This window comes from Pseudoalteromonas sp. NH0006-26 (genome assembly GCF_057552415.1).
In genome coordinates, this window is sequence record NZ_BAAJMJ010000003.1 from 143,030 (window position 1) to 167,947 (window position 24,918).

The 24,918-nt window shown below is 40.7% G+C and carries 30 protein-coding genes and 3 tRNA genes; 15 read left to right on the forward strand and 18 right to left on the reverse strand.

Going from position 1 to position 24,918, the window contains the following annotated elements; all coding sequences use genetic code 11:
• Positions 1–12: 12 nt before the first annotated feature.
• Positions 13–1,071 (reverse strand): small ribosomal subunit biogenesis GTPase RsgA, encoded by a 1,059-nt coding sequence (gene rsgA / locus AC27JR_RS05645; RefSeq protein WP_487173032.1) that lies wholly within the window; start codon positions 1,069–1,071, stop codon positions 13–15.
• 122 nt (positions 1,072–1,193) lie between these two features.
• On the opposite strand from rsgA, the gene orn reads away from it, so the two are divergent.
• The 4 genes from orn to AC27JR_RS05665 all read left to right on the forward strand — a co-directional run bounded on the left by orn (position 1,194) and on the right by AC27JR_RS05665 (position 2,351).
• Complete coding sequence (gene orn, locus AC27JR_RS05650; RefSeq protein WP_008115490.1) at positions 1,194–1,739, forward strand: oligoribonuclease; 546 nt, start codon at positions 1,194–1,196, stop codon at positions 1,737–1,739.
• Positions 1,740–1,836: 97 nt separating this feature from the next.
• Positions 1,837–1,912: transfer RNA gene (locus tag AC27JR_RS05655), tRNA-Gly, on the forward strand.
• A gap of 207 nt (positions 1,913–2,119) precedes the next feature.
• A tRNA-Gly gene (locus tag AC27JR_RS05660) sits at positions 2,120–2,195 on the forward strand.
• Positions 2,196–2,275: 80 nt separating this feature from the next.
• Positions 2,276–2,351: transfer RNA gene (locus tag AC27JR_RS05665), tRNA-Gly, on the forward strand.
• A 126-nt stretch (positions 2,352–2,477) separates the two neighbouring features.
• On the opposite strand, the gene AC27JR_RS05670 is transcribed toward AC27JR_RS05665, so the two are convergent.
• From AC27JR_RS05670 to AC27JR_RS05680, 3 genes are all read right to left on the reverse strand, one after another.
• Positions 2,478–2,906, reverse strand: a complete 429-nt coding sequence (locus AC27JR_RS05670; protein WP_487173033.1) for a secondary thiamine-phosphate synthase enzyme YjbQ — start codon at positions 2,904–2,906, stop codon at positions 2,478–2,480.
• Entirely contained in the window at positions 2,903–3,370 is a 468-nt protein-coding gene (locus tag AC27JR_RS05675; RefSeq protein ID WP_008465100.1) for a chemotaxis protein CheX, read from the reverse strand. The genes AC27JR_RS05670 and AC27JR_RS05675 overlap by 4 nt, the downstream gene beginning before the upstream one ends.
• A gap of 63 nt (positions 3,371–3,433) precedes the next feature.
• Positions 3,434–3,868 (reverse strand): transcriptional repressor, encoded by a 435-nt coding sequence (locus AC27JR_RS05680; protein ID WP_008115496.1) that lies wholly within the window; start codon positions 3,866–3,868, stop codon positions 3,434–3,436.
• 92 nt (positions 3,869–3,960) lie between these two features.
• Here AC27JR_RS05680 and AC27JR_RS05685 point away from each other — a divergent pair, with 92 nt between their 5' ends.
• The 8 genes from AC27JR_RS05685 (at position 3,961) to AC27JR_RS05720 (ending at position 9,490) form a co-directional block, all read left to right on the forward strand.
• Positions 3,961–4,581 (forward strand): MarC family protein, encoded by a 621-nt coding sequence (locus AC27JR_RS05685; protein ID WP_008115498.1) that lies wholly within the window; start codon positions 3,961–3,963, stop codon positions 4,579–4,581.
• Positions 4,582–4,704: 123 nt separating this feature from the next.
• Positions 4,705–5,637 carry a tRNA dihydrouridine(20/20a) synthase DusA gene (gene dusA / locus AC27JR_RS05690; RefSeq protein WP_036932963.1) on the forward strand — a complete coding sequence of 311 codons (933 nt, stop codon included), beginning with the start codon at positions 4,705–4,707 and terminating at the stop codon, positions 5,635–5,637.
• 261 nt (positions 5,638–5,898) lie between these two features.
• Positions 5,899–6,579 (forward strand): PspA/IM30 family protein, encoded by a 681-nt coding sequence (locus tag AC27JR_RS05695; protein ID WP_008115503.1) that lies wholly within the window; start codon positions 5,899–5,901, stop codon positions 6,577–6,579.
• 10 nt (positions 6,580–6,589) lie between these two features.
• The gene (locus AC27JR_RS05700; protein ID WP_487173035.1) at positions 6,590–6,796 is read left to right on the forward strand and encodes a PspC domain-containing protein; all 207 of its coding nucleotides are present in this window, start codon (positions 6,590–6,592) and stop codon (positions 6,794–6,796) included.
• Positions 6,797–6,806: 10 nt separating this feature from the next.
• Complete coding sequence (locus tag AC27JR_RS05705; protein WP_008115505.1) at positions 6,807–7,133, forward strand: hypothetical protein; 327 nt, start codon at positions 6,807–6,809, stop codon at positions 7,131–7,133.
• A gap of 78 nt (positions 7,134–7,211) precedes the next feature.
• A complete protein-coding gene (locus AC27JR_RS05710; RefSeq protein WP_487173036.1) occupies positions 7,212–7,721 on the forward strand; it encodes a copper chaperone PCu(A)C in 510 nt (169 codons plus the stop codon).
• A gap of 8 nt (positions 7,722–7,729) precedes the next feature.
• Complete coding sequence (locus AC27JR_RS05715) at positions 7,730–8,716, forward strand: DUF2333 family protein (protein WP_008115507.1); 987 nt, start codon at positions 7,730–7,732, stop codon at positions 8,714–8,716.
• Between the two features lie 3 nt (positions 8,717–8,719).
• Entirely contained in the window at positions 8,720–9,490 is a 771-nt protein-coding gene (locus tag AC27JR_RS05720) for a TIGR04219 family outer membrane beta-barrel protein (protein WP_076918903.1), read from the forward strand.
• 42 nt (positions 9,491–9,532) lie between these two features.
• Here the strand turns inward: AC27JR_RS05720 and AC27JR_RS05725 are convergent, their stop codons facing one another.
• Complete coding sequence (locus AC27JR_RS05725) at positions 9,533–10,414, reverse strand: TIGR03899 family protein (RefSeq protein ID WP_487173037.1); 882 nt, start codon at positions 10,412–10,414, stop codon at positions 9,533–9,535.
• The gene (locus AC27JR_RS05730) at positions 10,383–10,931 is read right to left on the reverse strand and encodes an SRPBCC family protein (RefSeq protein WP_008465106.1); all 549 of its coding nucleotides are present in this window, start codon (positions 10,929–10,931) and stop codon (positions 10,383–10,385) included. Before AC27JR_RS05730 ends, AC27JR_RS05725 begins: the two co-directional genes overlap by 32 nt.
• Positions 10,932–11,231: 300 nt before the next feature.
• On the opposite strand from AC27JR_RS05730, the gene AC27JR_RS05735 reads away from it, so the two are divergent.
• Entirely contained in the window at positions 11,232–13,415 is a 2,184-nt protein-coding gene (locus AC27JR_RS05735; RefSeq protein WP_008115511.1) for a YgiQ family radical SAM protein, read from the forward strand.
• 84 nt (positions 13,416–13,499) lie between these two features.
• On the opposite strand, the gene mgtE is transcribed toward AC27JR_RS05735, so the two are convergent.
• The 12 genes from mgtE to AC27JR_RS05795 form a co-directional block, all read right to left on the reverse strand.
• Complete coding sequence (gene mgtE / locus AC27JR_RS05740) at positions 13,500–14,858, reverse strand: magnesium transporter (RefSeq protein ID WP_008115512.1); 1,359 nt, start codon at positions 14,856–14,858, stop codon at positions 13,500–13,502.
• A gap of 140 nt (positions 14,859–14,998) precedes the next feature.
• The gene (locus tag AC27JR_RS05745; RefSeq protein WP_008115514.1) at positions 14,999–15,271 is read right to left on the reverse strand and encodes an HPr family phosphocarrier protein; all 273 of its coding nucleotides are present in this window, start codon (positions 15,269–15,271) and stop codon (positions 14,999–15,001) included.
• Between the two features lie 17 nt (positions 15,272–15,288).
• Complete coding sequence (rapZ, locus tag AC27JR_RS05750; protein WP_008115516.1) at positions 15,289–16,131, reverse strand: RNase adapter RapZ; 843 nt, start codon at positions 16,129–16,131, stop codon at positions 15,289–15,291.
• A 19-nt stretch (positions 16,132–16,150) separates the two neighbouring features.
• Entirely contained in the window at positions 16,151–16,603 is a 453-nt protein-coding gene (ptsN, locus tag AC27JR_RS05755) for a PTS IIA-like nitrogen regulatory protein PtsN (protein ID WP_033104262.1), read from the reverse strand.
• Positions 16,604–16,607: 4 nt separating this feature from the next.
• Positions 16,608–16,895, reverse strand: a complete 288-nt coding sequence (gene hpf / locus AC27JR_RS05760) for a ribosome hibernation promoting factor (RefSeq protein ID WP_487173038.1) — start codon at positions 16,893–16,895, stop codon at positions 16,608–16,610.
• Between the two features lie 26 nt (positions 16,896–16,921).
• On the reverse strand, positions 16,922–18,421 hold the full coding sequence (locus AC27JR_RS05765; protein WP_008465110.1) for an RNA polymerase factor sigma-54: 1,500 nt from the start codon (positions 18,419–18,421) through the stop codon (positions 16,922–16,924).
• Positions 18,422–18,755: 334 nt separating this feature from the next.
• Positions 18,756–19,481 (reverse strand): LPS export ABC transporter ATP-binding protein, encoded by a 726-nt coding sequence (gene lptB, locus AC27JR_RS05770; protein WP_008115523.1) that lies wholly within the window; start codon positions 19,479–19,481, stop codon positions 18,756–18,758.
• Complete coding sequence (gene lptA / locus AC27JR_RS05775) at positions 19,478–20,017, reverse strand: lipopolysaccharide transport periplasmic protein LptA (protein ID WP_008115524.1); 540 nt, start codon at positions 20,015–20,017, stop codon at positions 19,478–19,480. The genes lptB and lptA overlap by 4 nt, the downstream gene beginning before the upstream one ends.
• Positions 20,007–20,561 (reverse strand): LPS export ABC transporter periplasmic protein LptC, encoded by a 555-nt coding sequence (gene lptC, locus AC27JR_RS05780; protein WP_008115526.1) that lies wholly within the window; start codon positions 20,559–20,561, stop codon positions 20,007–20,009. The genes lptA and lptC overlap by 11 nt, the downstream gene beginning before the upstream one ends.
• Positions 20,558–21,109 (reverse strand): 3-deoxy-manno-octulosonate-8-phosphatase KdsC, encoded by a 552-nt coding sequence (kdsC, locus tag AC27JR_RS05785; RefSeq protein ID WP_008115528.1) that lies wholly within the window; start codon positions 21,107–21,109, stop codon positions 20,558–20,560. Before kdsC ends, lptC begins: the two co-directional genes overlap by 4 nt.
• A complete protein-coding gene (locus tag AC27JR_RS05790; protein WP_008115530.1) occupies positions 21,110–22,081 on the reverse strand; it encodes a KpsF/GutQ family sugar-phosphate isomerase in 972 nt (323 codons plus the stop codon). It abuts the gene before it with no gap.
• Between the two features lie 3 nt (positions 22,082–22,084).
• Positions 22,085–23,053 carry a calcium/sodium antiporter gene (locus AC27JR_RS05795; RefSeq protein ID WP_131690441.1) on the reverse strand — a complete coding sequence of 323 codons (969 nt, stop codon included), beginning with the start codon at positions 23,051–23,053 and terminating at the stop codon, positions 22,085–22,087.
• A 265-nt stretch (positions 23,054–23,318) separates the two neighbouring features.
• Between AC27JR_RS05795 and AC27JR_RS05800 the strand changes: the two genes are divergently transcribed.
• Both AC27JR_RS05800 and mlaE read left to right on the forward strand, forming a co-directional pair.
• Positions 23,319–24,134 carry an ATP-binding cassette domain-containing protein gene (locus tag AC27JR_RS05800; RefSeq protein ID WP_076918908.1) on the forward strand — a complete coding sequence of 272 codons (816 nt, stop codon included), beginning with the start codon at positions 23,319–23,321 and terminating at the stop codon, positions 24,132–24,134.
• Positions 24,134–24,913, forward strand: a complete 780-nt coding sequence (mlaE, locus tag AC27JR_RS05805) for a lipid asymmetry maintenance ABC transporter permease subunit MlaE (RefSeq protein ID WP_008115536.1) — start codon at positions 24,134–24,136, stop codon at positions 24,911–24,913. The genes AC27JR_RS05800 and mlaE overlap by 1 nt, the downstream gene beginning before the upstream one ends.
• Positions 24,914–24,918: the final 5 nt, after the last annotated feature.

Consider the following 24,918-nt stretch of genomic DNA (forward strand, 5'->3'; position numbering starts at 1 on the left):
GTTTTTCCCTAATTATACGCGAGGCGCACGCGCGCCGGCACGGCCATCGGCCATGGTTTCTAAAATACGATGATAGCTTTCAAAACGTAACTTTGAGATATCGCCATCAGCGACTGCTTGCTGAATTATACAGCCTGGATCGTTTAAGTGTTTACAGTCTCTAAAACGGCATCCACCTATAAACTCTCTAAATTCTTTAAAGCACCAAGTGACTCGTTCAACATCTAAATGCCATAAACCAAACTCACGAATACCCGGTGAATCTATTAAGTTACCGCCACTTGGTAAATGATGCAGACGCGATACTGTGGTGGTGTGCTGGCCTAGACCGCTGTTTTCAGACACTTCTTTAGTCAAAATTTCAGCATCCGGCAGCACAGTGTTAACTAAGGTAGATTTACCCACACCACTTTGGCCAACAAAAATATTGTTTTTGCCTACAAGTACTTCTTTTAATTCATTAATGCCTTCGCCGCTTATATTACTAACTAGCAGCACCTGGTAATTAAGTTTACGGTAAATATCGAGTATTTGTTGTATGTCGTTTAAACCAGCTTCATCAATTAAATCAATTTTGTTAAGCACTAAAATTGGCTCAATGCCCATATCTTCACAGGCAATTAAATAGCGGTCAATAATGCTTGGCGTAAACTCTGGCAGTACCGCTGAAACCATTAAAATTTGGTCTATATTCGCGGCAATAACTTTTACACCGTCGTAAAAATCAGGGCGCGTTAACTGTGAACGGCGTTCTTGGGTTGCTTCAATAACACCCGCTAAATCGCCTTCACTTACTTTTGCACGACGAAATAATACCTCATCGCCACATACTAAATTCGATACGGTACGGCGAATATTACAGCGAAGAACATCGCCATTTTGCGTTTCTACATCGGCATGTTGCCCAAAGCGGCTAATGACAATCGCATTTTCCACTTGACCTAAATTATCTGTTTGCCACTCTTGCGCACCCGCTTTCGCTGGTTTTGCGTCGGCATTGCTTAAACGCTTTTGATGGTTAGCCTTGATCCTACGGGATTGGCCTTTACTTAATTTTTTCTGTTTTGCCACTTGAGGCCTATAACCTGAGTTAAATGCCGAGTTTGCTAAAAAAAGCTTTAGCTCGACGGTTGATGCTAATATGATATATCGAAATGCGTTGGATCTAAAGAAAAGCACCGTTTAAGGTAATTATGACTATTAATAAATCAAATTTAATTTGGCTCGATCTGGAAATGACCGGACTTGAACCAGAGACTGACAAAATACTTGAAATTGCAACTGTTGTCACTGATGCTGATCTGAATATATTAGCCGAAGGCCCAACGATTGCCATTCACCAAAGTGATGAACTACTGGATGGCATGGATGAGTGGTGTACAACTCAGCATGGCAAATCTGGATTAACGGCACGCTGTAAGGCAAGCACGTTTGATGAAGCTTATGCCGTGGAACAAACTCTCGCGTTTTTAAAGCAATGGGTGCCAGCGGGTGCTTCACCTATGTGTGGTAACTCGATAGGCCAAGACCGCCGCTTTATGAATAAGTATATGCGCGAGCTTGAAGACTTCTTCCATTACCGTAATTTAGATGTCAGTACCATTAAAGAACTAGCTCGTCGTTGGAAACCAGATGTGTTGGCTCAAGTGAATAAAAAAGGGTCGCATTTAGCGTTAGACGACATTAAAGATTCGATTATGGAATTAAAGGTTTACCGAGAAAAGTTTTTTAATTTATAAAAAATACTTGCAAAGCCCCCTAATTATTGTAGAATCCTGCCCCGCTCAAGACGATAACCCCCGCGGGGTTAGTGTGTTTGGGCTTGACTTTTTGAATGCGGCACTAGCTCAGTTGGTAGAGCGCGACCTTGCCAAGGTCGAGGTCACGAGTTCGAGCCTCGTGTGCCGCTCCAATTTCTCACCAAAGAAATTGCAGCACAAGACAAAAAGTTAAAGTTGATATAATGCGGCACTAGCTCAGTTGCCAGAATGTTGAACGCGACCCGTCGCGCACCAACGGACAAATTACTGACTATTTTGAATGCGGCACTAGCTCAGTTGCCAGAATGTAGGACGCGACCTGTCGCGCACCAACGGACAAATTACTGACTATTTTGAATGCGGCACTAGCTCAGTTGGTAGAGCGCGACCTTGCCAAGGTCGAGGTCACGAGTTCGAGCCTCGTGTGCCGCTCCAATTTCTCACCAAAAGAAATTGTAGTTCAAGATAAAAGGTTAAAATTGATAGAACCTAGAAACTAGAACCTAGAATTAAATGCGGTACTAGCTCAGTTGGTAGAGCGCGACCTTGCCAAGGTCGAGGTCACGAGTTCGAGCCTCGTGTACCGCTCCAATCTTATTTACTTTCCAGATATTCATTCTCAAATAGCAAATAATAACCCACACGCGAATCATTATAAATTTAATTTATGTAACTTTTTGAAATGTTCAATGTGTGCGAATGATCTATGTTGAAAACCTAAAACTTTTCGCCTTGCAAAGTTGCAATAATGCGTCTTGAACCGCCATGAACACGGTGCTCACCTAAGTATATCCCTTGCCAAGTTCCCAGTGCTAACTGACCATCACTAATCGGTATAGTTAACTCACAACCTAAGGTACTGGTTTTTATATGGGCAGGCATATCATCATCGCCCTCATAGTCATGGCGATAATAAGGCTGGCGCTCTGGAACAAACTGATTAAAGTGGCTTTCCATATCCATACGCACGGTAGGATCCGCGTTTTCGTTAATAGTTAAGCTGGCTGAGGTGTGTTGAATAAATAAGTGTAATAAACCAACTTTAAGCTGGCTCAGTTGTGGGAGGTGAGTAAGTATGTCGTTATCAATTAAATGAAAGCCCCGCGAGCGAGGCTTTAATGTAATCGTAGTTTGCGACCAGCTCATAGCTTATCGAAACTCACTTCGATATTTGCATTACCTGCGTCACTGGTAAATGGCATAAGAATTTTTTTGCCGTCACTTTTATGCGTAATGGTGTGGTTTGTACCAGAGACAACGATGGGAGTTGCCATGGCAAAGTCATAGCCTTTTTCACCTAATAAATTCTTAGCTCCACCGGTAACCATATTGGTTATTTCGCCGACCATGTCAGTGACTTCTTCATTTATACTGTCTGGTCGCTCACCTAACATACGTTCCATAATAGTCAGTGCTAAACTCTCGTCGAAGGTAATTGAAAATGAACCACGAGTTTGCGGACCAACCATACCAATTAATCCCGATACATCACCACAGGCTATCTCATCGGTTTTAATACGCGGCTTGCCTGGTTTTAATTGAGTTTGAGCCATAGTGCTCAATACATTCATCAAAGAAGATAAAAAGGGATTAATGAACTCTACATTCATGTTAGATATCCTTAAATTGGTACTGATAAAGGTTATACGTAAAGTATAGCTATAGTCGCTGCTCTATGCTCGACAAGAGTCACATTTACCATGCGCTTCTATTGTTTGCCCTGAAACGACAAAGCCACTTTCGGCTGCTAAGTTATTGAGCTCATGTGAAATTACTGTTGAATGCAGCTCTTTAACAAAACCGCAGCTATCACAAATTAATAGCTGAACAGGATGAATATGATCAAAATGATGACACAGCATAAATGCATTGGTGCTTTCAATTTTATGAATAAAACCGAGTTCGGCTAAAAAGTCTAAAGCACGATAAATTGTTGCAGGTTTAGCACCTGTTTCAGTGACTTTTAATTGTTCAAGTAAATCGTATGCACCGACACCACCTTGGGCACTGGCTAATAAACGAAATACCTTTTCGCGAATTGGTGTGAATCGCGCACCACGGTTGTCACATACTTGTTTTGCTTTACTTACGAGTGATTCTATATTCATCTTCTCTCATCCTTACGCTGCCGTGATATACTAACATACTGTATTGTAGTTGCAGCGTTTTATTAATTGATTTTGTTCAAAGGTATTCATTAATGCATGAGCTATTAGCTATATTTATTTTCTTTTTTGCGGTTATTGATCCAATAGGCACCATCCCGGTTTTTATCGCTGTAACTCGGGGAGATGACGACAAGTTTAAGCGTAAAGTGATTTTTAAGGCCGTGGGTGTATCTGCTTTAGTGCTGTTATTTTTTGTGGTTGCTGGCGAGCAATTATTGAATGTGATTGAGATTCCGCTCTCGGCATTTCAAATAGCAGGTGGTTTAATTTTATTAATTTTTGCGCTCTCCATGACCTTTGGTGAAAGTAAGCCCGAAGCTGAAATTAAAAGTGTTAGAGACAGCACTGAAACCGCTATTTTTCCGCTCGCTATTCCTTCAATAGCCAGTCCCGGTGCCATGTTAGGTGCGGTATTAATGACGCGCAATGAGGAGTATACCTGGGTTGAGCAAATGATTACCTCATCAATGATGTTAGCTGTTTTAGTGGTGGTACTGATTTTGTTATTACTTGCTACGCATGTACATAAAATAATAGGCGATAGTGGGGCGAGTATTATTAGTCGAATCATGGGGTTAATTTTAAGCTCAGTCGCGGTGACTAATATTTTAAACGGTATTGCGCAATACTTTGGCTTGCAAGTGTTTGCTTAATATTGCTGCGCATAGGGCTTTTGTGTAAAATGCAGCGCCTTTTAAGCTGTGCTTAAATTATAAATTTTTGAGGATCACATTTTGGATAAACGTACTTTAAATCGACGCTTTTCTGTTGCCCCTATGCTCGATTGGACTGATCGCCACTGTCGTACGTTTCATCGTAAAATGACAAAACACACCGTGCTCTACACTGAAATGATCACTACAGGCGCTATTTTATTCGGCCGCGGTGACTACTTGCATTTTAATCAGCACGAAGGTCCTGTGGCATTGCAATTAGGAGGATCCGATCCGCAAGCGCTAGCGCAGTGTGCCAAGCTTGCTGGTGAGCGTGGTTATGATGAAATAAACCTTAATGTAGGTTGTCCGTCAGATCGTGTGCAAAATGGACGTTTTGGTGCCTGTTTAATGGCTGAGCCTAATTTAGTTGCAGAGTGTGTTGCTGCAATGAAAAGTGAAGTGAATATTCCGGTTACGGTTAAAACTCGTATTGGTATTGATGAGCAAGATTCTTATGAGTTTTTATGTGCTTTGATAGAGGCTTCACATAAAGTTGGCTGCGATGACTTTATTATTCATGCCCGTAAGGCATGGCTAAAAGGGTTGAGCCCGAAAGAAAATCGCGAAGTTCCTGAGCTTAACTACCCCCGCGTTTACCAGCTTAAAAAAGATTACCCACAACTTGATTTAAGTATTAATGGTGGTGTTAAAACCATTGAGCAAAGCCTTGAGCATTTACAGTACATAGACGGGGTTATGGTTGGCCGAGAGGCTTACAGTAATCCATTTATGCTTAATGAAGTAGATGAAAAAATTTATGGTGATGCGGCTAATACTCAGTCTCGACATGATGTTGTACGCTCTATGTATGATTATATTGAAGAAGAGATGCGTTTAGGGGCTAATTTTTGGCATGTTGCACGCCACATGCTGGGTATTTTTCAGGGGCAACCCGGTGCGCGTGGCTTTAGACGCCACTTATCTGAAAATGGTCATGGCAAGCAAGCTGATTTAAGTGTTATGGATAAGGCACTAAGCTACGTACCCGAGTAATGCCAATTTAATGCAATTGGCATAACAGATCCTCTGTATAGAAAAAGTCACCTCAGGTGGCTTTTTTTGATCCCAAATTTTAGTCAAAAATGTAATTTATTAGCTAATCTGACTTAATTACATTCAGTGACTAGTCATTAACTTACCCGCCAAAAATAATTTAAATTATTGATATTTAATGAAAATAAAAGAATTTTAAGTTGTTGGCATAACTCTTGGAATCCTGTTGATGTATAAATAAAAAATCGTCAGGAGAATAACATGGGTATATTTAATCGCGTAAACGACGTCATTCAAGCAAATATCGTAGCTATGCTTGATAAAGCTGAAGATTCAGAAAAACTACTTAATTTGATGCTAACCGAAATGCAGGAGGCACTTAATGAGTGTCGTAGCACCGCGGCAGCACTATTATGTGAAGAAAAGAATATCAAGCGTCAAATAAGCAATAAACAACAAGCGCTCACAAATTGGCAATTAAAGGCCGAACATGCCATTGCAAAAAATCGTGACGATTTAGCTAAATCAGCATTAGCTGAAAAACACACAGTTGAAAAAAACATAGAATGCTTACAAACACAGCTTGAGACATTGCAACAATCAATTGTAAAAATCACAGAGGACTGTGAGCGCCTACAGCAAAAAATGACGCAGGCTAAAGCTAAGCAAGCACAACTTGTAAAGCGTGAAAATGTGGTTGAGGCAAGAGCAAAGATAAATACTCAGCTGCAGAGCGATAAAGTGGCCACTGCTTTATCACGATTTGAGCAAATTGAGCGCCGCGTTGAGAGTGTTGAATCGCAAGTTGAAGCGTATGAACTGACAGATACAGCGAGCAATACGGCAATGCAAATTGAGTCACTGGTTAAAAACGAAAAAATCGATGCAGAACTGGCAAGTTTAAAAGCGAGTTTAAACACCGCTGATAAACAAACAGCCTAAGGAGATTGTTATGAATAATTTTAATACACATCGTCGTTGGTATAAAAATACACTTAACAAAAAAATATCGGGTGTCTGTAGTGGGTTAGCTTATCGATTAGACTTTCCGGTATGGTCTACTCGCTTAGTCGCCGTTTTATTATTTTTAAGTTTTCCGTTTGCAGTGGCGCTAGGTTATTTAATCGCACACTGTTGTCTTGAAGAAAAAGCAGTGTAAGGAGATCAGCATGAAAACTTTCGCCGTATGCCTACTTATTGTTACATTATTTTTAATTAATAGCGGCTCGATAATTCATTTTGATGTATGGCAATTTCCGCTGTGGATTTCAGATATTAGTTGGACAGGTATTGAGCTCATTGGGGCGTTAGTCGCCATTATTGTTGTTATTGCGATTGCTGCTTTGGTAACCATGGGGCTTGTTGGCGCGGCGATGGTGGCACTGGCTGGAACTATATTAGCCTTTTTATTCGGATCATTGATGATTGCTTGGCCATTATTGTTTGTGGCAGGGTTATGCTGGTTAATCGCAGATAACAAAAAAGTGGCTTCTTAAACTTAAATTAGCTGCCTAATATTAGGGAATTATGATAAATTTGGACTATATTTTTATGTTTTAACAAGGATTTTACTGATGATTAAACAATGTATTTTAAGTGCAAGTGCATTATTGATGGGTGTTTTTTCGTCTTCGTTATTGGCGCATGAAGGACATGAACACGATAGTGTCGTTGCGCAATTACAAGTAACGCATGCGCAAGTAAGAGAGTTTTTACCCGCCACTAAAGCGAGCGTGGGTTATTTTAGTATTGAAAATCACAGTAATGTACCGGCAACACTCATAAGAGCGACCATAGATGGTTTAGGTCGTGTTGAGATTCATGAGCACGTCCACGCTGATGGTATGATGAAAATGCAAAAAGTAGAATCATTGCTTATTAAAGCTCACCAGCAACTCGATTTTAAGCCTGGTAGCTATCATTTAATGGTGTTTGAACCACAAGAGCCGTTAAAAGTAGGTCAAGAACGCAAACTCACGCTATATTTTGAAGATGGGAATCGAGTGTTCACTAATGCAAAAGTAGTTTCGTTAGCATCGCAAGCTGAGCCGGTAAAAGCATCGAAAGATCATAGTCATCATTAGGGGGATAAATGTCACAGCATAAAGGAAAAATAATAACGGCATTGGTATTATTGTTTGTCGTATTTTACGCTATTGCAGTTTACTGGAGCATAGAGCCTGCACGTTTTGATGTGGTACAAAATGCAAAACAACAAGCACAGTTGCGTAACGAGAAACCAGTAACAGGCTATGTAACCACTTCAACGCTTATCACTGTCTCTGATACTCTTTTAACTAAGTCAGGTGGTTATTTATCAAATGATGTGCTGCCACCGAGCGTAATAATGGACAACATGCCAGCTTGGGAGTATGGCGCGTTGGAAATGGTGCGTGATTTAGCATTATCAATGCGAAAAGATTTTAGTCGTTCACAGTCACAATCAACTGAGCACGAAGCGCTTAAAAAAGCACAACCACAATTTAATATCAGCTCTGAAGCATGGGCATGGCCCAGTGCTGAGGGCGAATATCAAAAGGGCATTGATTACTTATTAGTATACCGCTCTCAAATTGCGAATCAGCATGAGCGCGATAGCCAATTTTACTCACGTGCAGATAATTTACGCAGTTGGTTAAAAGAAGCAGAAAAACGCTTAGGTAGCCTAAGCCAACGTTTGAGTGCGAGTGTAGGTCAAGATAAGGTAAATACCGATTTAGCCGGCAACTCTTCAAATACTCAAGCCACTTATACGCCATTGCAACAACAAGTAAAAACATCGTGGTGGGAAATTGATGATGTATTTTATGAGTCACGCGGTGCTACTTGGGCTTTACTGCATTTTTTACAAGCGGTTGAATATGATTTTGCCGAAGTACTTGATAAAAAGAACGCTCGTGTTAGTTTACAACAAATTATACGCGAGCTTGAAGCGACCCAAGAAACCGTTTGGAGCCCAATGATTTTAAACGGCAACGGGTTCGGTTATGTCGCCAACCATTCACTCGTTATGGCAAATTATATCTCTAGAGCCAATGCGGCACTGATTGAACTTAGCGAATTATTAGCGCAAGGATAAAAAATGAAAAAGTATTGTATAGCAGCAGCCTTATCAATGGCATGTTTAGCACCTGTAGCACAAGCCGACACTGTATTGGGTTTGTATGTAGGGGTTGATGGTTGGAAAGCCGATAATGACGGTAGCTTTTCTGATAATAATAACGCCCTACAAAACTTCAATTTTGAAGATGAGACTTTTGTTAGCTATTACGCCGCACTTGAACATCCGGTTCCATTAGTGCCAAACTTAAAGCTAAAATACACTGAGCTTGAACTAACCGGTGCAACGCGACTGGAAGATACATTTAGCTTTAATGGCTCTGATTATATTGTTGGCACTGATGTTAATTCAGTTACTGACTTATCGCACATTGATTATATTCTTTACTACGAGATTTTTGATAACGATTTAATCTCGATTGATTTAGGTATTAATGCTAAGCAGTTTGATGGTGAGCTTGTGGTAACAGGTACATCACAACAAGGTGGCGCTAACTTCACTGAAATTGAAGAGTTCTCAGGTGTAGTGCCTTTAGCGTATGGACGTTTTGAAGCGGGTTTACCGTTTAGTGGTTTAAGTGTTTTTGCTGAGGGTAGCTTTTTAGCCATTGATGATAGCAAAGTACAAGATTACCAAATGGGTATTGCTTGGGAGTTTATTGATAACCTAGCCGTTGATGTTGCGGTTAAAGCGGGCTACCGCTCTATGGTTTTAGAACTTGATGATGTAGATGACATTAATACTAATATTGACGCTTCAGGCCCATTTGCGGGCATACAAGTTCATTTTTAAGCGACGATTTTTCTAAAAGCCACCTTGTGTGGCTTTTTTTAGTTATTTTGAAGCGTGCCATACTAATTCAAACTCCCCCTCAAATGCTGCACCAATTAACTGTTTGTACACTTTATTAATTGGGTAATTCATCAGTCTAAACAGTTCATCACCGGTTTGGGTAAACTTATAATAACTCAATACTAAGTCGTTACTTTTTGCTTTTAAAGTTAGTTTTTGAGTCAAAAAGGAGAGGGTAATTTCTTGTCCTGCTTTTAATGCAGCGGATTCAATCTCTTTACGGTATAACAAATTTAAATCCATTAAGGTTAATACATCAGGAAAGCTCACACCGCTTTTACCTATGCTTAATGACACTTTATTACCCTTGCCTAATAAATCAAATAACGAGGGTTTTTTGTAATAGCCTAAAAATATTAGGTGACTACTGTCTTTTTCGTTATACCCTGAAATAGACACACACTTTCTTAATGAATCAGCTTCGCGCTGGGTCATGTGTTTGAGAGTTTGTAAGCTTTTTATAGAAAAGGTACCTGGGCTAATGGTTTCGCCAGTAAAAATTTTTGCCCATAATGTTTGCATAGATTGGTTTGAGGTATCTTCACATAAGGCAATAAAGTGCTCCACCCAATCGGCGTCAGGTTGTTTAGCGCAGGCTACATCAGGACAAAATTCCATTGCTAAGGCTAAAATAGTCTCGATATTTTGTTGTTGTTTTATTAGCAGTAGATCTTGTCTTTTTTGTGCTCGAGCTAACACTGAATGCTCGCTATTAATACGATAAAGAGACTTTGCTTTACCCTGCGTATTATAGGTTTTTACATCAGCTGCAGGTGTATTACTCACTTTTGTGACTGAGTAACCTAACAGTGACTCAATAATATTGGCAAGTTTAATTCTGGCTTGTGCGGTTTTGACTGTCATGACTTTCCATTATTGCTTGTGCATCACTGAGCTGGGCTACCGTCTTTAGGTTATTTAGCCCAAGAGTGACTATATTGCTTAATATATTTTCAGCAAATATAGCAACATAGCCAGAAATGAGTGGCACCGTTGCTTGCCCTTCAATATGCCACGTGACGGTTTTTGTATGCGGGCTAAATAGTAATCGGCTAGTAATAATATGTTCTTGATTAAATAACACACTAAATACAACTTCATTGGCGCTCAATGATGATATTGTCATTTCGCCATTGCCCCACTTACCTTGCCAAGACTGATAGGCGCCTGCCCCAGAACTTGGTTCACCAATACTAAATTCAATGTTGGGATCTATTTGCTGCCACGGCGACCATTTGTACCACTGCGTAAAATCTTCCACTAATGACTTTATAACAGGAGGGCGGGCATTTATTTTAATGCTTTTTTGCACGTGATAGTTTTGTGGTAAAAGTAACCCCACAACAACAAACGCCAACAGTAAGATGGCTGAAAACTGCATTAATTGTTTAAGTAGTTTAATAGGTATGCCTCATTGGTTTTAATATTACAGCGTCTATGAATTGTTAATAATCACAGCTTATTTAATAGTTTAGCTTAGAGCTGCGGATTTTTGTTTATTTTATCTGCTTAAAACAATTCTAAAAGCAGACATTAGCAGTAATTAGTTTAGATGATATTTTTGTTTTAGTATTGCTATAAAAGTAGGCGGTTTTTAATCACCACCTTACATTTTGAGCTATATCAACGTGGATGTCGATAGGGTATAATTCGCGCCTTTTGTTATTGAACGGCCAATTTTATGAGCACATTAAAAGCTGATCGCGCCTTATTCTCATACCCTAAGTATTGGGCTGAGTGTTATGGCACAGCCCCATTTTTACCAACAACACGCGAAGAAATGGACGCGCTTGGCTGGGATAGCTGCGATATTATTATTATTAGCGGTGATGCTTATGTAGACCATCCTAGTTTTGGGATGGCCGTAATTGGCCGTGTGCTTGAAGCGCAAGGGTTTAGAGTGGGCATTATTGCTCAGCCTGATTGGAACTCTAAAGATGCCTTTATGGCATTGGGTAAGCCTAACTTATTTTTTGGTATTACAGCCGGTAACATGGATTCGATGATCAATCGTTACACCGCTGAAAAACGTATGCGCCACGATGATGCTTATACACCGGGAAATGTAGGTGGTAAACGCCCTGACCGTGCCGTGATCATATACTCACAACGTTGTCGTGAAGCCTATAAAGATGTGCCACTGGTGTTAGGGGGCATTGAAGCCAGCTTGCGTCGTATTGCTCATTACGATTATTGGCAAGAGAAAGTACGCCGTAGTGTATTGTTTGACGCTAAGGGTGACATTTTAATTTATGGTAATGCCGAACGTCCATTAGTTGAAGTGGCGCATCGTATCGCTGCAGGTGAAACCATGGATACCATACAAGATGTGAGAGGCACGGCGGTTATTCGTAAAGAGCCTTTACCCGGCTGGCGCGGCAGTGATTCAACAGCTATTGATAAAATTGGTAAAATAGATCCTATTCCTAATCCTTATGGTGCGGATGATGTGGGTTGTGCTAAATCAGAATTTAAGCAAGCGGGTATTGATTTAAAAGCCGAAGCTGCAAAACCAATTACCATTCAGCCTGCGCGCCCTAAACCATGGGAAAAAACTTACGTTAAGCTACCCGCTTTTGAGCAGGTCAGTGTTAATAAACCATTGTATGCCCATGCATCGCGTATTTTGCACCAAGAAACTAACCCTGGTTGTGCAAGAGCGTTGTTTCAGCGTCATGGCGATCGCTCTATTTGGGTGAATCCGCCAGCTTATCCACTTGAAACCCAAGAAATGGATGATGTGTTTGGTTTACCGTATCAGCGTATTCCGCACCCAAGTTATGGCGACGATAAAATTCCTGCTTACGATATGATTAAAACGTCGGTAAACATTATGCGTGGTTGTTTTGGCGGCTGTTCGTTCTGTTCTATTACTGAGCATGAAGGGCGAATAATACAAAGCCGCTCACAAGAATCAATTATTGAAGAGATTGAGCAAATTAGAGATAAAGTGCCGGGCTTTACTGGGGTTATTTCTGATTTAGGCGGACCGACCGCAAATATGTACAAACTGCGTTGTACCAGTAAAAAAGCAGAGAGTACCTGTCGCCGCTTGTCGTGTGTGTATCCTGATATTTGTAAGCATATGGATACTGACCATACCCCGACTATCGATTTATATAAAAAGGCGCGTGAGGTTAAAGGGATCAAAAAGATCTTAATTGCTTCGGGCGTACGTTATGACCTTGCTGTACGTGATCCTCGTTACGTTAAAGAGCTAGTAACTCATCATGTTGGTGGATATTTAAAAATAGCCCCAGAACACACAGAAGACGGCCCATTATCAAAAATGATGAAGCCGGGTATGGGCGCCTATGATGAATTTAAAGCGCTATTTGATAAGTACTCTAAAGAAGCAGGTAAAAAGCAGTATTTAATTCCATACTTTATTTCTGCTCATCCAGGGACTAAAGACGAAGACATGGTGAATATGGCTTTGTGGCTGAAATCGAATGACTTTAAGCTTGATCAGGTGCAAAACTTTTACCCATCACCGATGGCTAATGCGACCACCATTTATCATACTGAAATGAACTCGTTGCGTAATATTAAAAATAATACAGAGCAAGTTGCGGTACCAAAAGGCGCGCGCCAGCGTCGTTTGCATAAAGCGATTTTGCGTTACCATGATCCTGCCGGTTGGCCAATGATCCGTGAAGCCCTGCGTAATATGGGCAAAGCTAAACTCATTGGTAAAGGTCCAAATTGTTTAGTGCCAGAAGAAGGCAGAGATGAAAGGCAAACCAAAGGCGGTAAAGGCAATAAGGGCGGTCGTCCTGCGCTTACTCGTCATACTGGCTTTAGTCAGTTTAAAAAAGCCAACACTAAACCTAAGGTAGGCGGTAATCGCCAGCGCGCTAAGTAGCCTTAACTTATGTAAAGTAACTATCGGCTTAAACAAAAACACCGCGTATTGATGCGGTGTTTTTGTTTATAAAAAGATTGAAGCCTAAATCAATAACCAAGTTGCAGTGCCTAAAAAGGCAAATATACCAACAATATCAGTTACTGTGGTTAGTACCACACTGCCTGCCAGTGCTGGATCTATTTTCATTTTTTTAAGCAATAGTGGGATACTAGCACCCGCAATACCTGCTGCAACTAAATTCATAAACATAGCAAACGCTAAAACACCACCGAGTTTGAAATCCCATTGCCAAAGCGCAACGACACCGGCAATTAGGATAGACCAAACCATACCGTTAATCGCGCCGATAGCGAGTTCTTTTAATAATAAAAAACGTTGGTTAGTTTGGTTGATATGGCCCACCGCGATACCGCGAATAACCAAAGTTAAGGTTTGGCTGCCTGCAACCCCACCCATTGACGGGACAATGCCATTGAGCACAGCAAGAATTGGTAATATAGCTAAGGTGTTTTCAAAAAAGCTTGCCACAATTGCAGCCAGCAATGCAGTTAGTAAGTTTACACCTAGCCAAATTGAGCGCTTTTTGGAGCTTTTTAAGACCGGCGCAAAGGTATCTTCTTCATCATCAAGACCCGCTAAGCTTAATAAGCTATGCTCTGCATCTTCACGGATAACATCAACGATATCATCAATAGTAATACGACCAAGCAAATGCGCGTTGTCATCGACAACTGGTGCCGATATCCAGTTATGCCGTTCAAATAGTTGCGCTACTTCGCTTTCATCCATTGAAATAGGAATAGATTCACACTCTTCATCCATTAAATCCTGAACAATTTTTTCAGGGGGATTGGTTAATAAAGTGCTCAGCGATAAGGCGCCTAAAAAACAGTTATGTTTATCAACGACGTATAAGTCATCAGTGCCTTCTGGTAGCTCACCGCGTAAGCGAATATAACGTAGTACAACATCTAGAGTTACATCAGGGCGAATAGTTACTGTATCGATATTCATCAAGGCGCCAGCAGAGCGCTCCTGATAGGATAGAGCTTGTGTTGCACGTTCTCTATCTTGAATATCCATAGCGCTGACAACGTCTTTATAAACGGTGTCAGGCAGACTACGTAGCACTTCCCCTAAGTCATCATGGCCCATGTCTTCTGTTGCAGCCGCAATGTGCTCAGGTGCCATTTGCGCAATAATACCCAAACGTACGTCTTCAGAGAGCTCTTCAAGTACATCGCCCTGTACATCAGGATCAACCAGTTGCCAGAGCATGCGACGAATTTTATGGGGAGATGATTCTAAAAGAAGTGCGGTATCACAAGGTGCCGTTTTTGCTAGCATGCGCCTAACTTGAACAAATTGACCACTATTTAGTGACTTGGTCACCTGTTTTAGTTGTTGTAGTGGAATATCTTGTTCTAAAGCTTCAGGCATTGGCGTCCTTAATTAAATTTTATTACATAGTGGAAGGGTTATGAATGCTATTCAATTTTAGTTTATCTTACTTTATATGAGCAAACTACCTCAACCACTATTAACCTTAGCTTAGGATGATGATTTAATGATGAACTATTTTATTCTTGCTCATTAAATCGTTGGTCAATGAGCTCACCAATTGCATTAAGTGCAGGTTCTGCGTCAGGGCCTTCACATACTACCTTCACTTCTTTGCCTTGACTGCTCTCTAGTAACATAAGTGCTAATACACTATCGCCAGCGGCTTGTTTATCGTCTTGAAATAAAGTGATTGAGGCATCAAATTGCACAGAAAGCTGTGCCAGTACTGTTGCCGCTCTGGCATGCAGGCCTAATTTGTTTTTTATTAAAAATGTGTTTTCTAACCGCATTACTATTCTCTTTGATGTTATTCTTGTTCTCTGTGACGAATTTTTACATTAGGATGACTCATTGCAAAACTTTCACCTATAGTTTGCGCTAAGTAAACAGAACGGTGTTGTCCACCAGTACAACCTATGGCTATGGTCAAATAGCTGCGGTTATTTCTTTCTAAATGCGGCAACCATGTTTGTACAAAGGTTTGAATTTGCCATGTAAATTTTTGTACTATGCTGTGGCTGGCTAGGTAGTCTTTTACCGGTTGATCTAGCCCTGTGAGTGGCTTAAGTTCAGGCTCCCAATGCGGGTTTGGTAAAAATCGGGCATCGAATACGTAATCTGCTTCTTTGGGTATACCGTGCTTAAAACCAAATGACTCAAAGGTAATGATCAGTTGTTTGTCTTTTTTACCGAGTATTTTTTCACGGATAGACTCAGCCAGCTGATGCACACTTAAATCCGTGGTATCAATCATATGATCAGCATGATTGATCAAAACATCCAGTAGTTGTTTTTCTTTTTTTATTGCTAAATCAAGCGGCAGTGAGTCAATCGAAAGAGGGTGAAGACGCCTAGTTTCCGAAAAGCGTTTAATTAATGTTTGATCGTCACTGTCTAAATAAAACACCGTTGGTTTAGTGAAACCAGGTAAATATTCAATGATTTCATTAAACTGTTGCTGCTCTTTAGGTAAGTTACGCACATCAACACTTACGGCAATTTTGTTGTAGCTGTCGGAAACACTTCGAACAAGAGATGGTAATAAATTTAAAGGAATATTATCTACACAATAATAACCTAAATCCTCAACAACCCGTAACGCAACAGATTTACCAGAACCTGAGCGACCACTTATAATTATTAATTCCATTTATCACCCTTTATTGTTACTACGGTTGACTGACAATGACTTGGTACAGCTCATTGTCGGATTTTGCCGCCCGTAATTGCTTACAAAATTCTTTATCGTTGAGCTTATCTGCAATGGTAGCTAAGGTCTTTAAATGCTGTTGATTGTCACCGTCGGGGACAATTAAGGCAACAAAAATGTCGACCGGTCGGTTATCTATCGCATCAAAATTAATAGCCGTTTCGCTCACCAGTATAAGTGCAAGAGGCTCTTGTGCACCACTCATACGACCATGTGGAATTGCAATTCCTCGGCCTATACCTGTGCTCCCTAGCTTTTCTCTAGCGGTTAACGCGTTGAGAATATCTTGTTGGGTTAAATAGGGCAGTTTATTGTGAGCCAATTCACTGATAAATTCTAAAATTCTTTTTTTACTATTAAAAAGGACCGCAGCTTTACTGCAGTCCTGACAGATAAGTGAGCTTAGTTTCATAGTGTTAGTGTCGAGCTAGTTTCTCTTTGTGTTTAATTACTTGACGATCTAGCTTGTCAATCAGCGAGTCTATAGCGGCATACATATCTTGATGTTCTGTAGAGGCAAAAATTTCAGCGCCACTAACATGAACGGTTGCTTCAGCTTTTTGGTTTAGTTTTTCTATATCGAGAATAACATGCACATTCGTTATGTGATCAGTGTGCCTCTGCAGCTTTGCAAATTTACTATTTACGTAGTCTCTAAGCGAGTCAGTAATATCTACATGGCGACCAGTTAAGTTCAGTTGCATAAACATTTTCCTCTTTGTTGTACGCCTTAAATCAAACTTTTTCGTTGATTCGACGGGGGAATAGCTAGAGATTCGCGATATTTTGCAATAGTTCTCCTTGCTACTTTAATTCCTTGCTCTGCCAATATATCTGCAATTTTACTATCACTCAATGGTTTAGCTGAGTTTTCTGCTGCGATTAATTTTTTAATTAATGCGCGAATTGCTGTTGATGAACATTCGCCACCGTTTTCAGTGCTTACATGGCTTGAAAAGAAATATTTAAGCTCAAAAATACCCCGTGGTGTGTGCATGTATTTTTGCGTAGTAACACGCGAAATAGTCGATTCGTGCATTTCTACCATTTCTGCCACATCATTAAGCACCATAGGCTTCATTGCCTCAGGACCATGTTCAAAAAAGGCCTGTTGCTGTTGCACAATACAGTTAGTTACTTTAAGTAGCGTGTCGTTTCTACTTTCTAGACTTTTTATAAACCATTTTGCTTCTTGCAAGTGTGAGCGAATAAACTGGCTATCACCACTTGATTTAACAGTACGTGACATAGCCGCATATTGGCTGTTTACCCTAATTTTAGGCATGCTATCAGGGTTTAGTTCAACCACCCAACGCCCTTTAATTTTTTTAACCGACACATCAGGAATAACATACTCTGACTCTTCTCTGACAATAGTGTCTGCCGGTTTTGGGCTAAGGGTATGAATTAACGTCATGATCTCTTTAAGCTCATCTTCTTTGAGCTTAGTTTTTTTCATTAACGTGCGATAATCACGTGCAGCCAGCAAATCAATATGATCGGTTAAGATCATTTTTGTTTCGTTTAAAAAAGGCGTGTCTTTATCAAATTGATTAAGTTGAATACACAAGCACTCTTGTAAACTACGCGCGGCTATTCCTACCGGATCAAATAATTGAATACGCTTTAATACCGCTTCTATTTCATCAAGTTCAACTTCATCTTCGTCGTCGTTTTCTTGATTAAAGCTTTCTAAAATTTCTTCACAGCTAAGGGTTAAAATACCTGAGTCGTCCACGGCTTCTACTATTGCAATCGCAATGGCTTCATCTGTAGGACTAAATGGCGTCAGTTGCAATTGCCACATTAAATATTCATGCAGCGTTTCAGTTGAAGAGCCTTGATAAATTGATTCATCTTCAGGCATCGGTCCCGATGAAGAGGCAGGTGCTGCGCTCATGTATTCATCCCATGTAACATCCATTGCCATATCATCGCTAATGGTGTCTTTGCTCATGGCTTCGCCGCTGTCTTGCTCATACTCGCTAGGTTTTTCGTCAGCTGAAGCACTTAGCGTTGATTCATCGTTATCGGCTTTTTGTTCGTTTTTACCCGCAGCATCTTCGCTGTAATCTTGTTCTTCAACTTCAAGCAAGGGATTGCTATCGAGCGCTTCTTGAATTTCTTGCTGGAGATCCAATGTACTGAGTTGCAATAAGCGAATTGCTTGTTGCAACTGTGGAGTCATTGTAAGTTGCTGGCCCATGCGCAGCTGTAATGATTGCCTCATTTATCTCTAACAATCCTTTTAAATTACGGTCTGTTGACCTTTACGGATTAAAATTTGTTCAAACTAGGGGCGGTTTAATCGCGGCGCGAGGTTTGTAACCTAGTGGGCTAAGTCAAAACCGAGCAACAAAAAGTAAATCGTCCCTAGGCAGAACCCGAAGGGCAGCGCCTGTTTGGCATTGATGCTGCGTTATCGCCTATTTATGGGGAATACCACATCACATAGGCTCTGCCTTGCCTAAATACCAAACAGACTGCTGCAAATTCAACCTTGAAAGGTCAACAGACCTAAGTATAATTAATCTTAGCAGATGCTTAGTGGAATAACACAAATATTAGAGCTTGAACTGCTCGCCCAAATAAACATCGCGTACTGTTTTATCGTTTAATACGTAATCTGGAGTGCCTGATGCAATTAACTCCCCATGAGAAACTATGTAGGCTTTTTCACAAACATCAAGTGTTTCGCGTACGTTGTGATCTGTGATCAATACGCCAATCCCTCGATTTTTAAGATGCTCTATGATCTTTTTAATATCTAATACAGAGATAGGATCAACCCCTGCAAAGGGTTCGTCTAATAGTATAAATTTAGGATTTGCTGCTAATGCCCGAGCAATTTCAACGCGGCGACGTTCACCGCCTGACAGAGCCATACCTTGGCTGTCACGAATATGCTGAATGCTAAATTCATCAAGTAAATTATTTAAGGTATCTTCACGTTGTTGTTTATTAAGCTCTTTACGTGTTTCTAAAATAGCCATTAAGTTTTGGTAAACCGTCAGCTTTCTAAAAATCGATGATTCTTGTGGTAAGTAACCAATCCCTAGGCGAGCTCGGCTGTGCATTGGTAATAAAGTGATATCTTGATCATCTATTGATATTTTACCTTTGTCGCTCGGTACAAGGCCTACAATCATGTAAAAGGTCGTGGTTTTACCTGCGCCATTGGGGCCAAGTAAGCCGACAATACTGCCAGCTTCAACTTCTAGGCCAACATTTTTCACCACTTCACGGCCTTTATAGCTTTTTGCTAATAGCTCTGCTTTTAATGTGCTCATGGTTGGCCTTTATCGTCTTCTTTTTTGTTTTCAACAGGCACCAAAATGGTGTGTACACGATCGGTTGAATTTTCATCTTTTTCTGCGCTAATCAACTGCTGCTCTATATCGTAGGTGATACTTTTAGCGGTAATTTTTTGACCTGCTTGAGCGATACTAGCATCACCGATTAAGGTTAAAAAACGTTGCGATACATCATAGCGAACTTCATTGGCACTGGCGCTCATGATGGTGCCATCAGCTTGTGTTTCTTCAAAGTAAGCAGGGCTACCTGTGGCAATTAAAAGTTGCTTATTCTCGCCTAAGTCATCACGTTTATGTACTTCTAAACGATCGGCGGTAATGCGGCGATTACCATGAATAATTTCAACATTTTTCTCAAAAATGCCCACGTTTTCTTTTAATTGACCTTCCTGTCTGTCAGCACTAATTGAAATTTGATTAGCCGCAGGGGCTTCAACGGTTTCCTCTGCATGGCTATGAAATGCAATCAGTAGTGAAGGAACAATTAAAATTTTAAATAGGTTATTGGTCATAATATAGGGTTCGCGTATGGTTAATAAGTTTAATCACTTCGGTTTTTAAATCGGCTTCAAGGCCTTTACCGATGATTTTTAAATTAGGTCCTGTAATAACGACTGGCTGCTGTGACTGCATAGTCAGTAGTTTTATATCTACATTGATGCTATCGGCTGTGATCGTATCGATCATGGCGTTATCGACTAAATTTAGCGCTTTCACATTACCCTCTAACACCAGTTGCCGATCGTCGTAGAGGGTGGCTTCATCAGCGTTAATACGCCATGTTTGCTGTTCGTTATATAACGTAAATATAGGTTTTTCAAAAAAGGTAAAACCGAGTTGTTGATATAACTCCATTTTTACCGCAGTCACTTTATGGCTTACTTTACCTTGATCATTATAAGCGGTTTGTTTTAGCTCAATCGCGGTATAATCGGGTTTAGCAATAACTTGAGTTTGTTCATCCGCAACAATATCTACTTGAGTAAAGTAAGGATACCAAAGCCAAACCATACAGCTTATGAATAAAACGCTCAGTATAATGCGCGCTACATTCATGAACTGGTTCCTTGGCTGGTAAGTGGCTTATTGTTTTCAAGCATTAGTAAGTCTGTTAGTTCTCTCACTGCGCCAAAGCCGCCAGGCAGCTGAGTAACATAATGCGATAAGCGTTTAATCAGCGGGTGGGCGTCGTTCACGGCTACTGCAAACCCGACTTTTTCCATTACCGGCATATCAGGGCCATCGTCGCCTATGTAGGCAATTTGCTCATCGCTAAGCGCTAATTTTTGTTTTAATTCTTGATAGGCGATGAGTTTGTCTTCTTGGCCTTGGTATATATGTTGTACGGTTAAGCTACTCATACGTTGTTGAACTATTTGTGAGTGACGACCTGTGATCACGGCAACTTCAAAACCACTATTAATAAGGGCTTTAATGCCAAATCCGTCTTTGGTATTAAATGCTTTGAGCTCTTCACCTTGGTTGCCAAGATAAATACGCCCATCAGAAAACACACCATCAATGTCGCAAATTAATAATTTTATTTTTTTGGCGCGCGCTTTTGCATCATCACTTAACGGTTGGTAAAGATCTTCAAACTGCATTTATAGCACTCCCGCTTTTAGTAAGTCTTGCATATTTAGTGCGCCAATGGGCTGATTATGCTCATTAATCACAATTAAACCATTAATACGTTTTTGTTCCATAATGTTCAGTGCTTCAGCCGCGAGCATGTCTTGTGTGGCTGTTGTGCATGATTTAGTCATCACAACATTAATTTCTGTGCTGTGTATATCAACACGTTGCTCTAAAATACGACGTAAATCACCATCGGTAAACAAACCAGATAATTGTTGGTTACCATCTATAATAGCGGTCATGCCAAGCCCTTTGGCTGACATTTCAATTAGGGCGTCTTTAATGGTTTGCGTTTCATTAATAATAGGCGTGTGAATACCGCTGTGCATTACATCTTTTAAGGTTAACAGTAAGCGTTTGCCTAAACTGCCACCTGGATGCGACAGAGCAAAATCATCTGCGGTAAAGCCACGGGCTTCCAATAATGCGACTGCCATTGCATCACCCATAGCGAGTGTTGCCGTGGTACTTGCCGTTGGCGCTAGGCCTAATGAGCAGGCTTCTTGTTCAACTTTAATACACACATGCACATTTGCCAATGTTGCCATAGTTGACGTTTCGTTACCTGTCATAGCAATCATTTTAGCGCCAATGCGTTTTAATACCGGAATAATATTAAGCACTTCACTGGTTTCGCCAGAGTTAGAAATAAGCATAACTACATCACTGGCGGTGATCATACCTAAATCACCATGACTCGCTTCACCAGGGTGAACAAAAAATGCGGGGCTACCAGTACTCGCTAAAGTGGCTGCTATTTTATTACCGATATGGCCCGATTTACCCATGCCAATAACAATTATACGGCCTGAGCAGTCATACATTAATTGACACGCTTGGTTAAAGCTTTCATTAACGTATTGTGCGATATCGTTGAGTGCTTGGCGTTCTATATCAAGGACGCGTAAGCCTTGTTGAATAAAATTTAGCGTTGCCATGGATCACCCTACTTGACTAAAAATATAACCTTGGTAAATCATAAATGCGACGATGAGCAAGCCACCTTCTAGTCTATTTATACGTCTTTGACCTCTAAAGTTCAATGACATAGCAATAAGTGCCAAGGTTGCACCTATCATAATGATAACATCACGGTTAGCTACTGATGCGTCAATAACCGATGGGTTAATTAATCCTGCCAGCGGTAATACCGCTAAAATATTAAAGATATTTGAGCCAACAATGTTACCCAGTGCTAGGTCATCTTCATTTTTAAGAACACCCGCAATAGAGGCTGCAAGTTCAGGTAAGCTGGTACCTATGGCTATTATGGTTAAACCAATTACTAAGTCACTTAGGCCAAAGTATTTAGCAATATCGACGGCTGAGCCAACTAAAAAGTGTGAGCTAACCGGCAGTAAAATCATACCCACTACCAACCAAAAAACGGCTTTTTTGGTTGGTACGTTGTCAGGTACTTCATCACAGGCTTCGCTAACAAAGGGGTCGTCTTGGTTTTTTGCTCGCAGTGATACAAAAATAAGCCCACCAATAAAAACAACAAAACCAAACAGTAAGGCTGCGCCTTCAAAAAACGAAAAGTAGTTATCTGAAAAAATATACCAAGTGGCGATAGACACCAGTAATACCAGTGGAATTTCTCGTTTTAATGTACTTGAAGAAACTGAAAGTGGTCTTAAAAGCGCTGTAATACCTAATACTAATAGTATGTTAGTTATATTTGAACCTACCGCATTACCAACCGCCGTATCGGTTTTATTAGCCAAAGCAGCTGAAGCGGATACCATCATTTCAGGGGCCGATGAGCCCATAGCTACCACGGTTAAACCTACAATTAATGTTGGTACGCCAAAGTTTTTAGCCAGTGCAGCTGCACCATAAACAAACCTGTCTGCACTCCATACGAGAGCTGCAAAACCGAGAATTAAAATGACAAACGAGGTAACCATTGTGATAAGCCAGCTAGTGTAAATTCAGATAGCGCGAATAGTAACAAAAGCCACCATAAAAGTATAAGTAAAAGAGTAAGCTGTAATACATTAGACGGTTATTAAAATAATTTTTTACTAAGTTGATTTGGTTGTTTAAGCGTCGGTTAAGTCAATTTATCGCAGTCTTATAACTGTTTTCGCGGCGCTATTACAAAATCTTACGAATTGTTTTTTCCATCTTGACCAAAAAACCCTTAAAATAGAAATATGAGAGAATATTGTTATGGAGAGCGACTTGTCGCAATCAATAGTAGAAGTAAAGGATGTTACCTTTTCTAGAGGCGATAGGGTCATATATAAAAATATGAGCTTTGATGTCCCAGAGGGTAAAATTACTGCCATTATGGGGCCAAGCGGAATTGGCAAAACCACGATGCTGCGCTTAATTGGTGGCCAGCTCAAACCTGACTCCGGTGATATTTTATTTAAAAAAGACAGTATAGTCGCCATGTCGCGTAAAGAACTCTACGCGGCACGTAAACGCATGAGCATGTTATTTCAAAGCGGTGCTTTATTTACCGATATGTCGGTGTTTGACAATATCGCATTTCCTATCCGCGAGCACACACAACTCAGTGAAGACTTAATCCGTCTAGTGGTTTTAATGAAACTTCAAGCCGTTGGCTTACGTGGTGCTAAAGATTTAATGCCTTCAGAGTTATCTGGTGGTATGGCACGTCGTGCAGCCTTGGCTCGCTCTATAGCGCTTGATCCTGAACTTATTATGTATGATGAGCCTTTTGCAGGACAAGATCCCATTTCAATGGGAGTGTTGGTTAAGCTGATTAAGTCATTAAATGAAGTGCTTGGTTTATCTTCTTTGATTGTTACGCATGATGTGAATGAAGTAATGAGCATTGCCGACCATGTTATTATTATTGCCGAGCAAGGTGTGATTGGAAGCGGCACGCCAGATGAAATGCGTCAGCATGAATCACCACTGGTGCAACAATTTTTAAAAGGGTTATCAGATGGGCCTGTACCATTTCATTATCCAGCACAAACCTATGCAGATGAACTGTTAGGAGAGCCGCAGTAATGTTGGATTTACTACAAAAAATAGGCCATAAAACACTGGGTCGTTTTGCTGCACTTGGGCGTTCAACGCAAATGCTAGCAAGTGCACTATGGCATTTACCCAATTTTAAAAAAGGTACGCCTCTACTGGTGCGCCAACTCTACATGGTTGGTTCACAATCGCTGTTGATTATTGTGGTGTCGGGCTTATTTATCGGCATGGTTTTAGCTCTGCAAGGTTATACCGTTTTAGTTGATTATGGTGCAGAAGACAGCCTAGGCCCGTTAGTAGCGCTTAGCTTGTTACGTGAGCTGGGGCCTGTGGTTACTGCATTATTATTTGCAGGCAGGGCAGGCAGTGCGTTAACGGCTGAAATCGGTTTAATGAAAGCCACCGAGCAGTTATCGTCGCTAGAGATGATGGCTATCGACCCGCTTAGACGTATTATTGCGCCGCGATTTTGGGCTGGCTTAATTAGTATGCCGTTACTGGCGTTAATTTTTTCAGCGGTCGCTATTATTGGTGCTCACTTGGTGGGTGTTGATTGGCTAGGCGTTGATACCGGAAGCTTTTGGTCAATAATGCAAGCTCAGGTGTCGTTTGAAAAAGATATACTAAACGGTTTAATTAAAAGTATCGTATTTGCGATTGTTGTGACTTGGATTGCGCTTTATAAAGGGTATGACTGTATTCCTACATCAGAAGGGATCAGCAAGGCAACAACAGAAACAGTGGTGCACTCATCACTGGCGGTATTAGGTTTTGACTTTATTTTGACAGCGGTAATGTTTACTAGCTAATAGGG

Bases quoted from the DNA above. Each gene is read 5' to 3' on its own strand.
- orn (WP_008115490.1), top strand. From the start codon at position 1,194: ATGACTATTAATAAATCAAATTTAATTTGGCTCGATCTGGAAATGACC.
- ptsN (WP_033104262.1), bottom strand. From the start codon at position 16,603: ATGAAACTAAGCTCACTTATCTGTCAGGACTGCAGTAAAGCTGCGGTC.
- AC27JR_RS05715 (WP_008115507.1), top strand. From the start codon at position 7,730: ATGTCACAGCATAAAGGAAAAATAATAACGGCATTGGTATTATTGTTT.
- lptC (WP_008115526.1), bottom strand. From the start codon at position 20,561: ATGAATGTAGCGCGCATTATACTGAGCGTTTTATTCATAAGCTGTATG.
- AC27JR_RS05670 (WP_487173033.1), bottom strand. From the start codon at position 2,906: ATGAGCTGGTCGCAAACTACGATTACATTAAAGCCTCGCTCGCGGGGC.
- AC27JR_RS05745 (WP_008115514.1), bottom strand. From the start codon at position 15,271: ATGCGGTTAGAAAACACATTTTTAATAAAAAACAAATTAGGCCTGCAT.
- mgtE (WP_008115512.1), bottom strand. From the start codon at position 14,858: ATGCCTGAAGCTTTAGAACAAGATATTCCACTACAACAACTAAAACAG.
- AC27JR_RS05725 (WP_487173037.1), bottom strand. From the start codon at position 10,414: ATGACAGTCAAAACCGCACAAGCCAGAATTAAACTTGCCAATATTATT.
- AC27JR_RS05795 (WP_131690441.1), bottom strand. From the start codon at position 23,053: ATGGTTACCTCGTTTGTCATTTTAATTCTCGGTTTTGCAGCTCTCGTA.
- AC27JR_RS05720 (WP_076918903.1), top strand. From the start codon at position 8,720: ATGAAAAAGTATTGTATAGCAGCAGCCTTATCAATGGCATGTTTAGCA.
- hpf (WP_487173038.1), bottom strand. From the start codon at position 16,895: ATGCAACTGAACTTAACTGGTCGCCATGTAGATATTACTGACTCGCTT.
- AC27JR_RS05700 (WP_487173035.1), top strand. From the start codon at position 6,590: ATGAATAATTTTAATACACATCGTCGTTGGTATAAAAATACACTTAAC.
- AC27JR_RS05675 (WP_008465100.1), bottom strand. From the start codon at position 3,370: ATGAATGTAGAGTTCATTAATCCCTTTTTATCTTCTTTGATGAATGTA.
- dusA (WP_036932963.1), top strand. From the start codon at position 4,705: ATGCTCGATTGGACTGATCGCCACTGTCGTACGTTTCATCGTAAAATG.
- AC27JR_RS05735 (WP_008115511.1), top strand. From the start codon at position 11,232: ATGAGCACATTAAAAGCTGATCGCGCCTTATTCTCATACCCTAAGTAT.
- lptB (WP_008115523.1), bottom strand. From the start codon at position 19,481: ATGAGCACATTAAAAGCAGAGCTATTAGCAAAAAGCTATAAAGGCCGT.
- AC27JR_RS05710 (WP_487173036.1), top strand. From the start codon at position 7,212: ATGATTAAACAATGTATTTTAAGTGCAAGTGCATTATTGATGGGTGTT.
- AC27JR_RS05680 (WP_008115496.1), bottom strand. From the start codon at position 3,868: ATGAATATAGAATCACTCGTAAGTAAAGCAAAACAAGTATGTGACAAC.
- AC27JR_RS05765 (WP_008465110.1), bottom strand. From the start codon at position 18,421: ATGAGGCAATCATTACAGCTGCGCATGGGCCAGCAACTTACAATGACT.
- AC27JR_RS05695 (WP_008115503.1), top strand. From the start codon at position 5,899: ATGGGTATATTTAATCGCGTAAACGACGTCATTCAAGCAAATATCGTA.
- lptA (WP_008115524.1), bottom strand. From the start codon at position 20,017: ATGACCAATAACCTATTTAAAATTTTAATTGTTCCTTCACTACTGATT.
- AC27JR_RS05800 (WP_076918908.1), top strand. From the start codon at position 23,319: ATGGAGAGCGACTTGTCGCAATCAATAGTAGAAGTAAAGGATGTTACC.
- kdsC (WP_008115528.1), bottom strand. From the start codon at position 21,109: ATGCAGTTTGAAGATCTTTACCAACCGTTAAGTGATGATGCAAAAGCG.
- AC27JR_RS05705 (WP_008115505.1), top strand. From the start codon at position 6,807: ATGAAAACTTTCGCCGTATGCCTACTTATTGTTACATTATTTTTAATT.
- AC27JR_RS05685 (WP_008115498.1), top strand. From the start codon at position 3,961: ATGCATGAGCTATTAGCTATATTTATTTTCTTTTTTGCGGTTATTGAT.
- AC27JR_RS05730 (WP_008465106.1), bottom strand. From the start codon at position 10,931: ATGCAGTTTTCAGCCATCTTACTGTTGGCGTTTGTTGTTGTGGGGTTA.
- rapZ (WP_008115516.1), bottom strand. From the start codon at position 16,131: ATGGAATTAATAATTATAAGTGGTCGCTCAGGTTCTGGTAAATCTGTT.
- mlaE (WP_008115536.1), top strand. From the start codon at position 24,134: ATGTTGGATTTACTACAAAAAATAGGCCATAAAACACTGGGTCGTTTT.
- AC27JR_RS05790 (WP_008115530.1), bottom strand. From the start codon at position 22,081: ATGGCAACGCTAAATTTTATTCAACAAGGCTTACGCGTCCTTGATATA.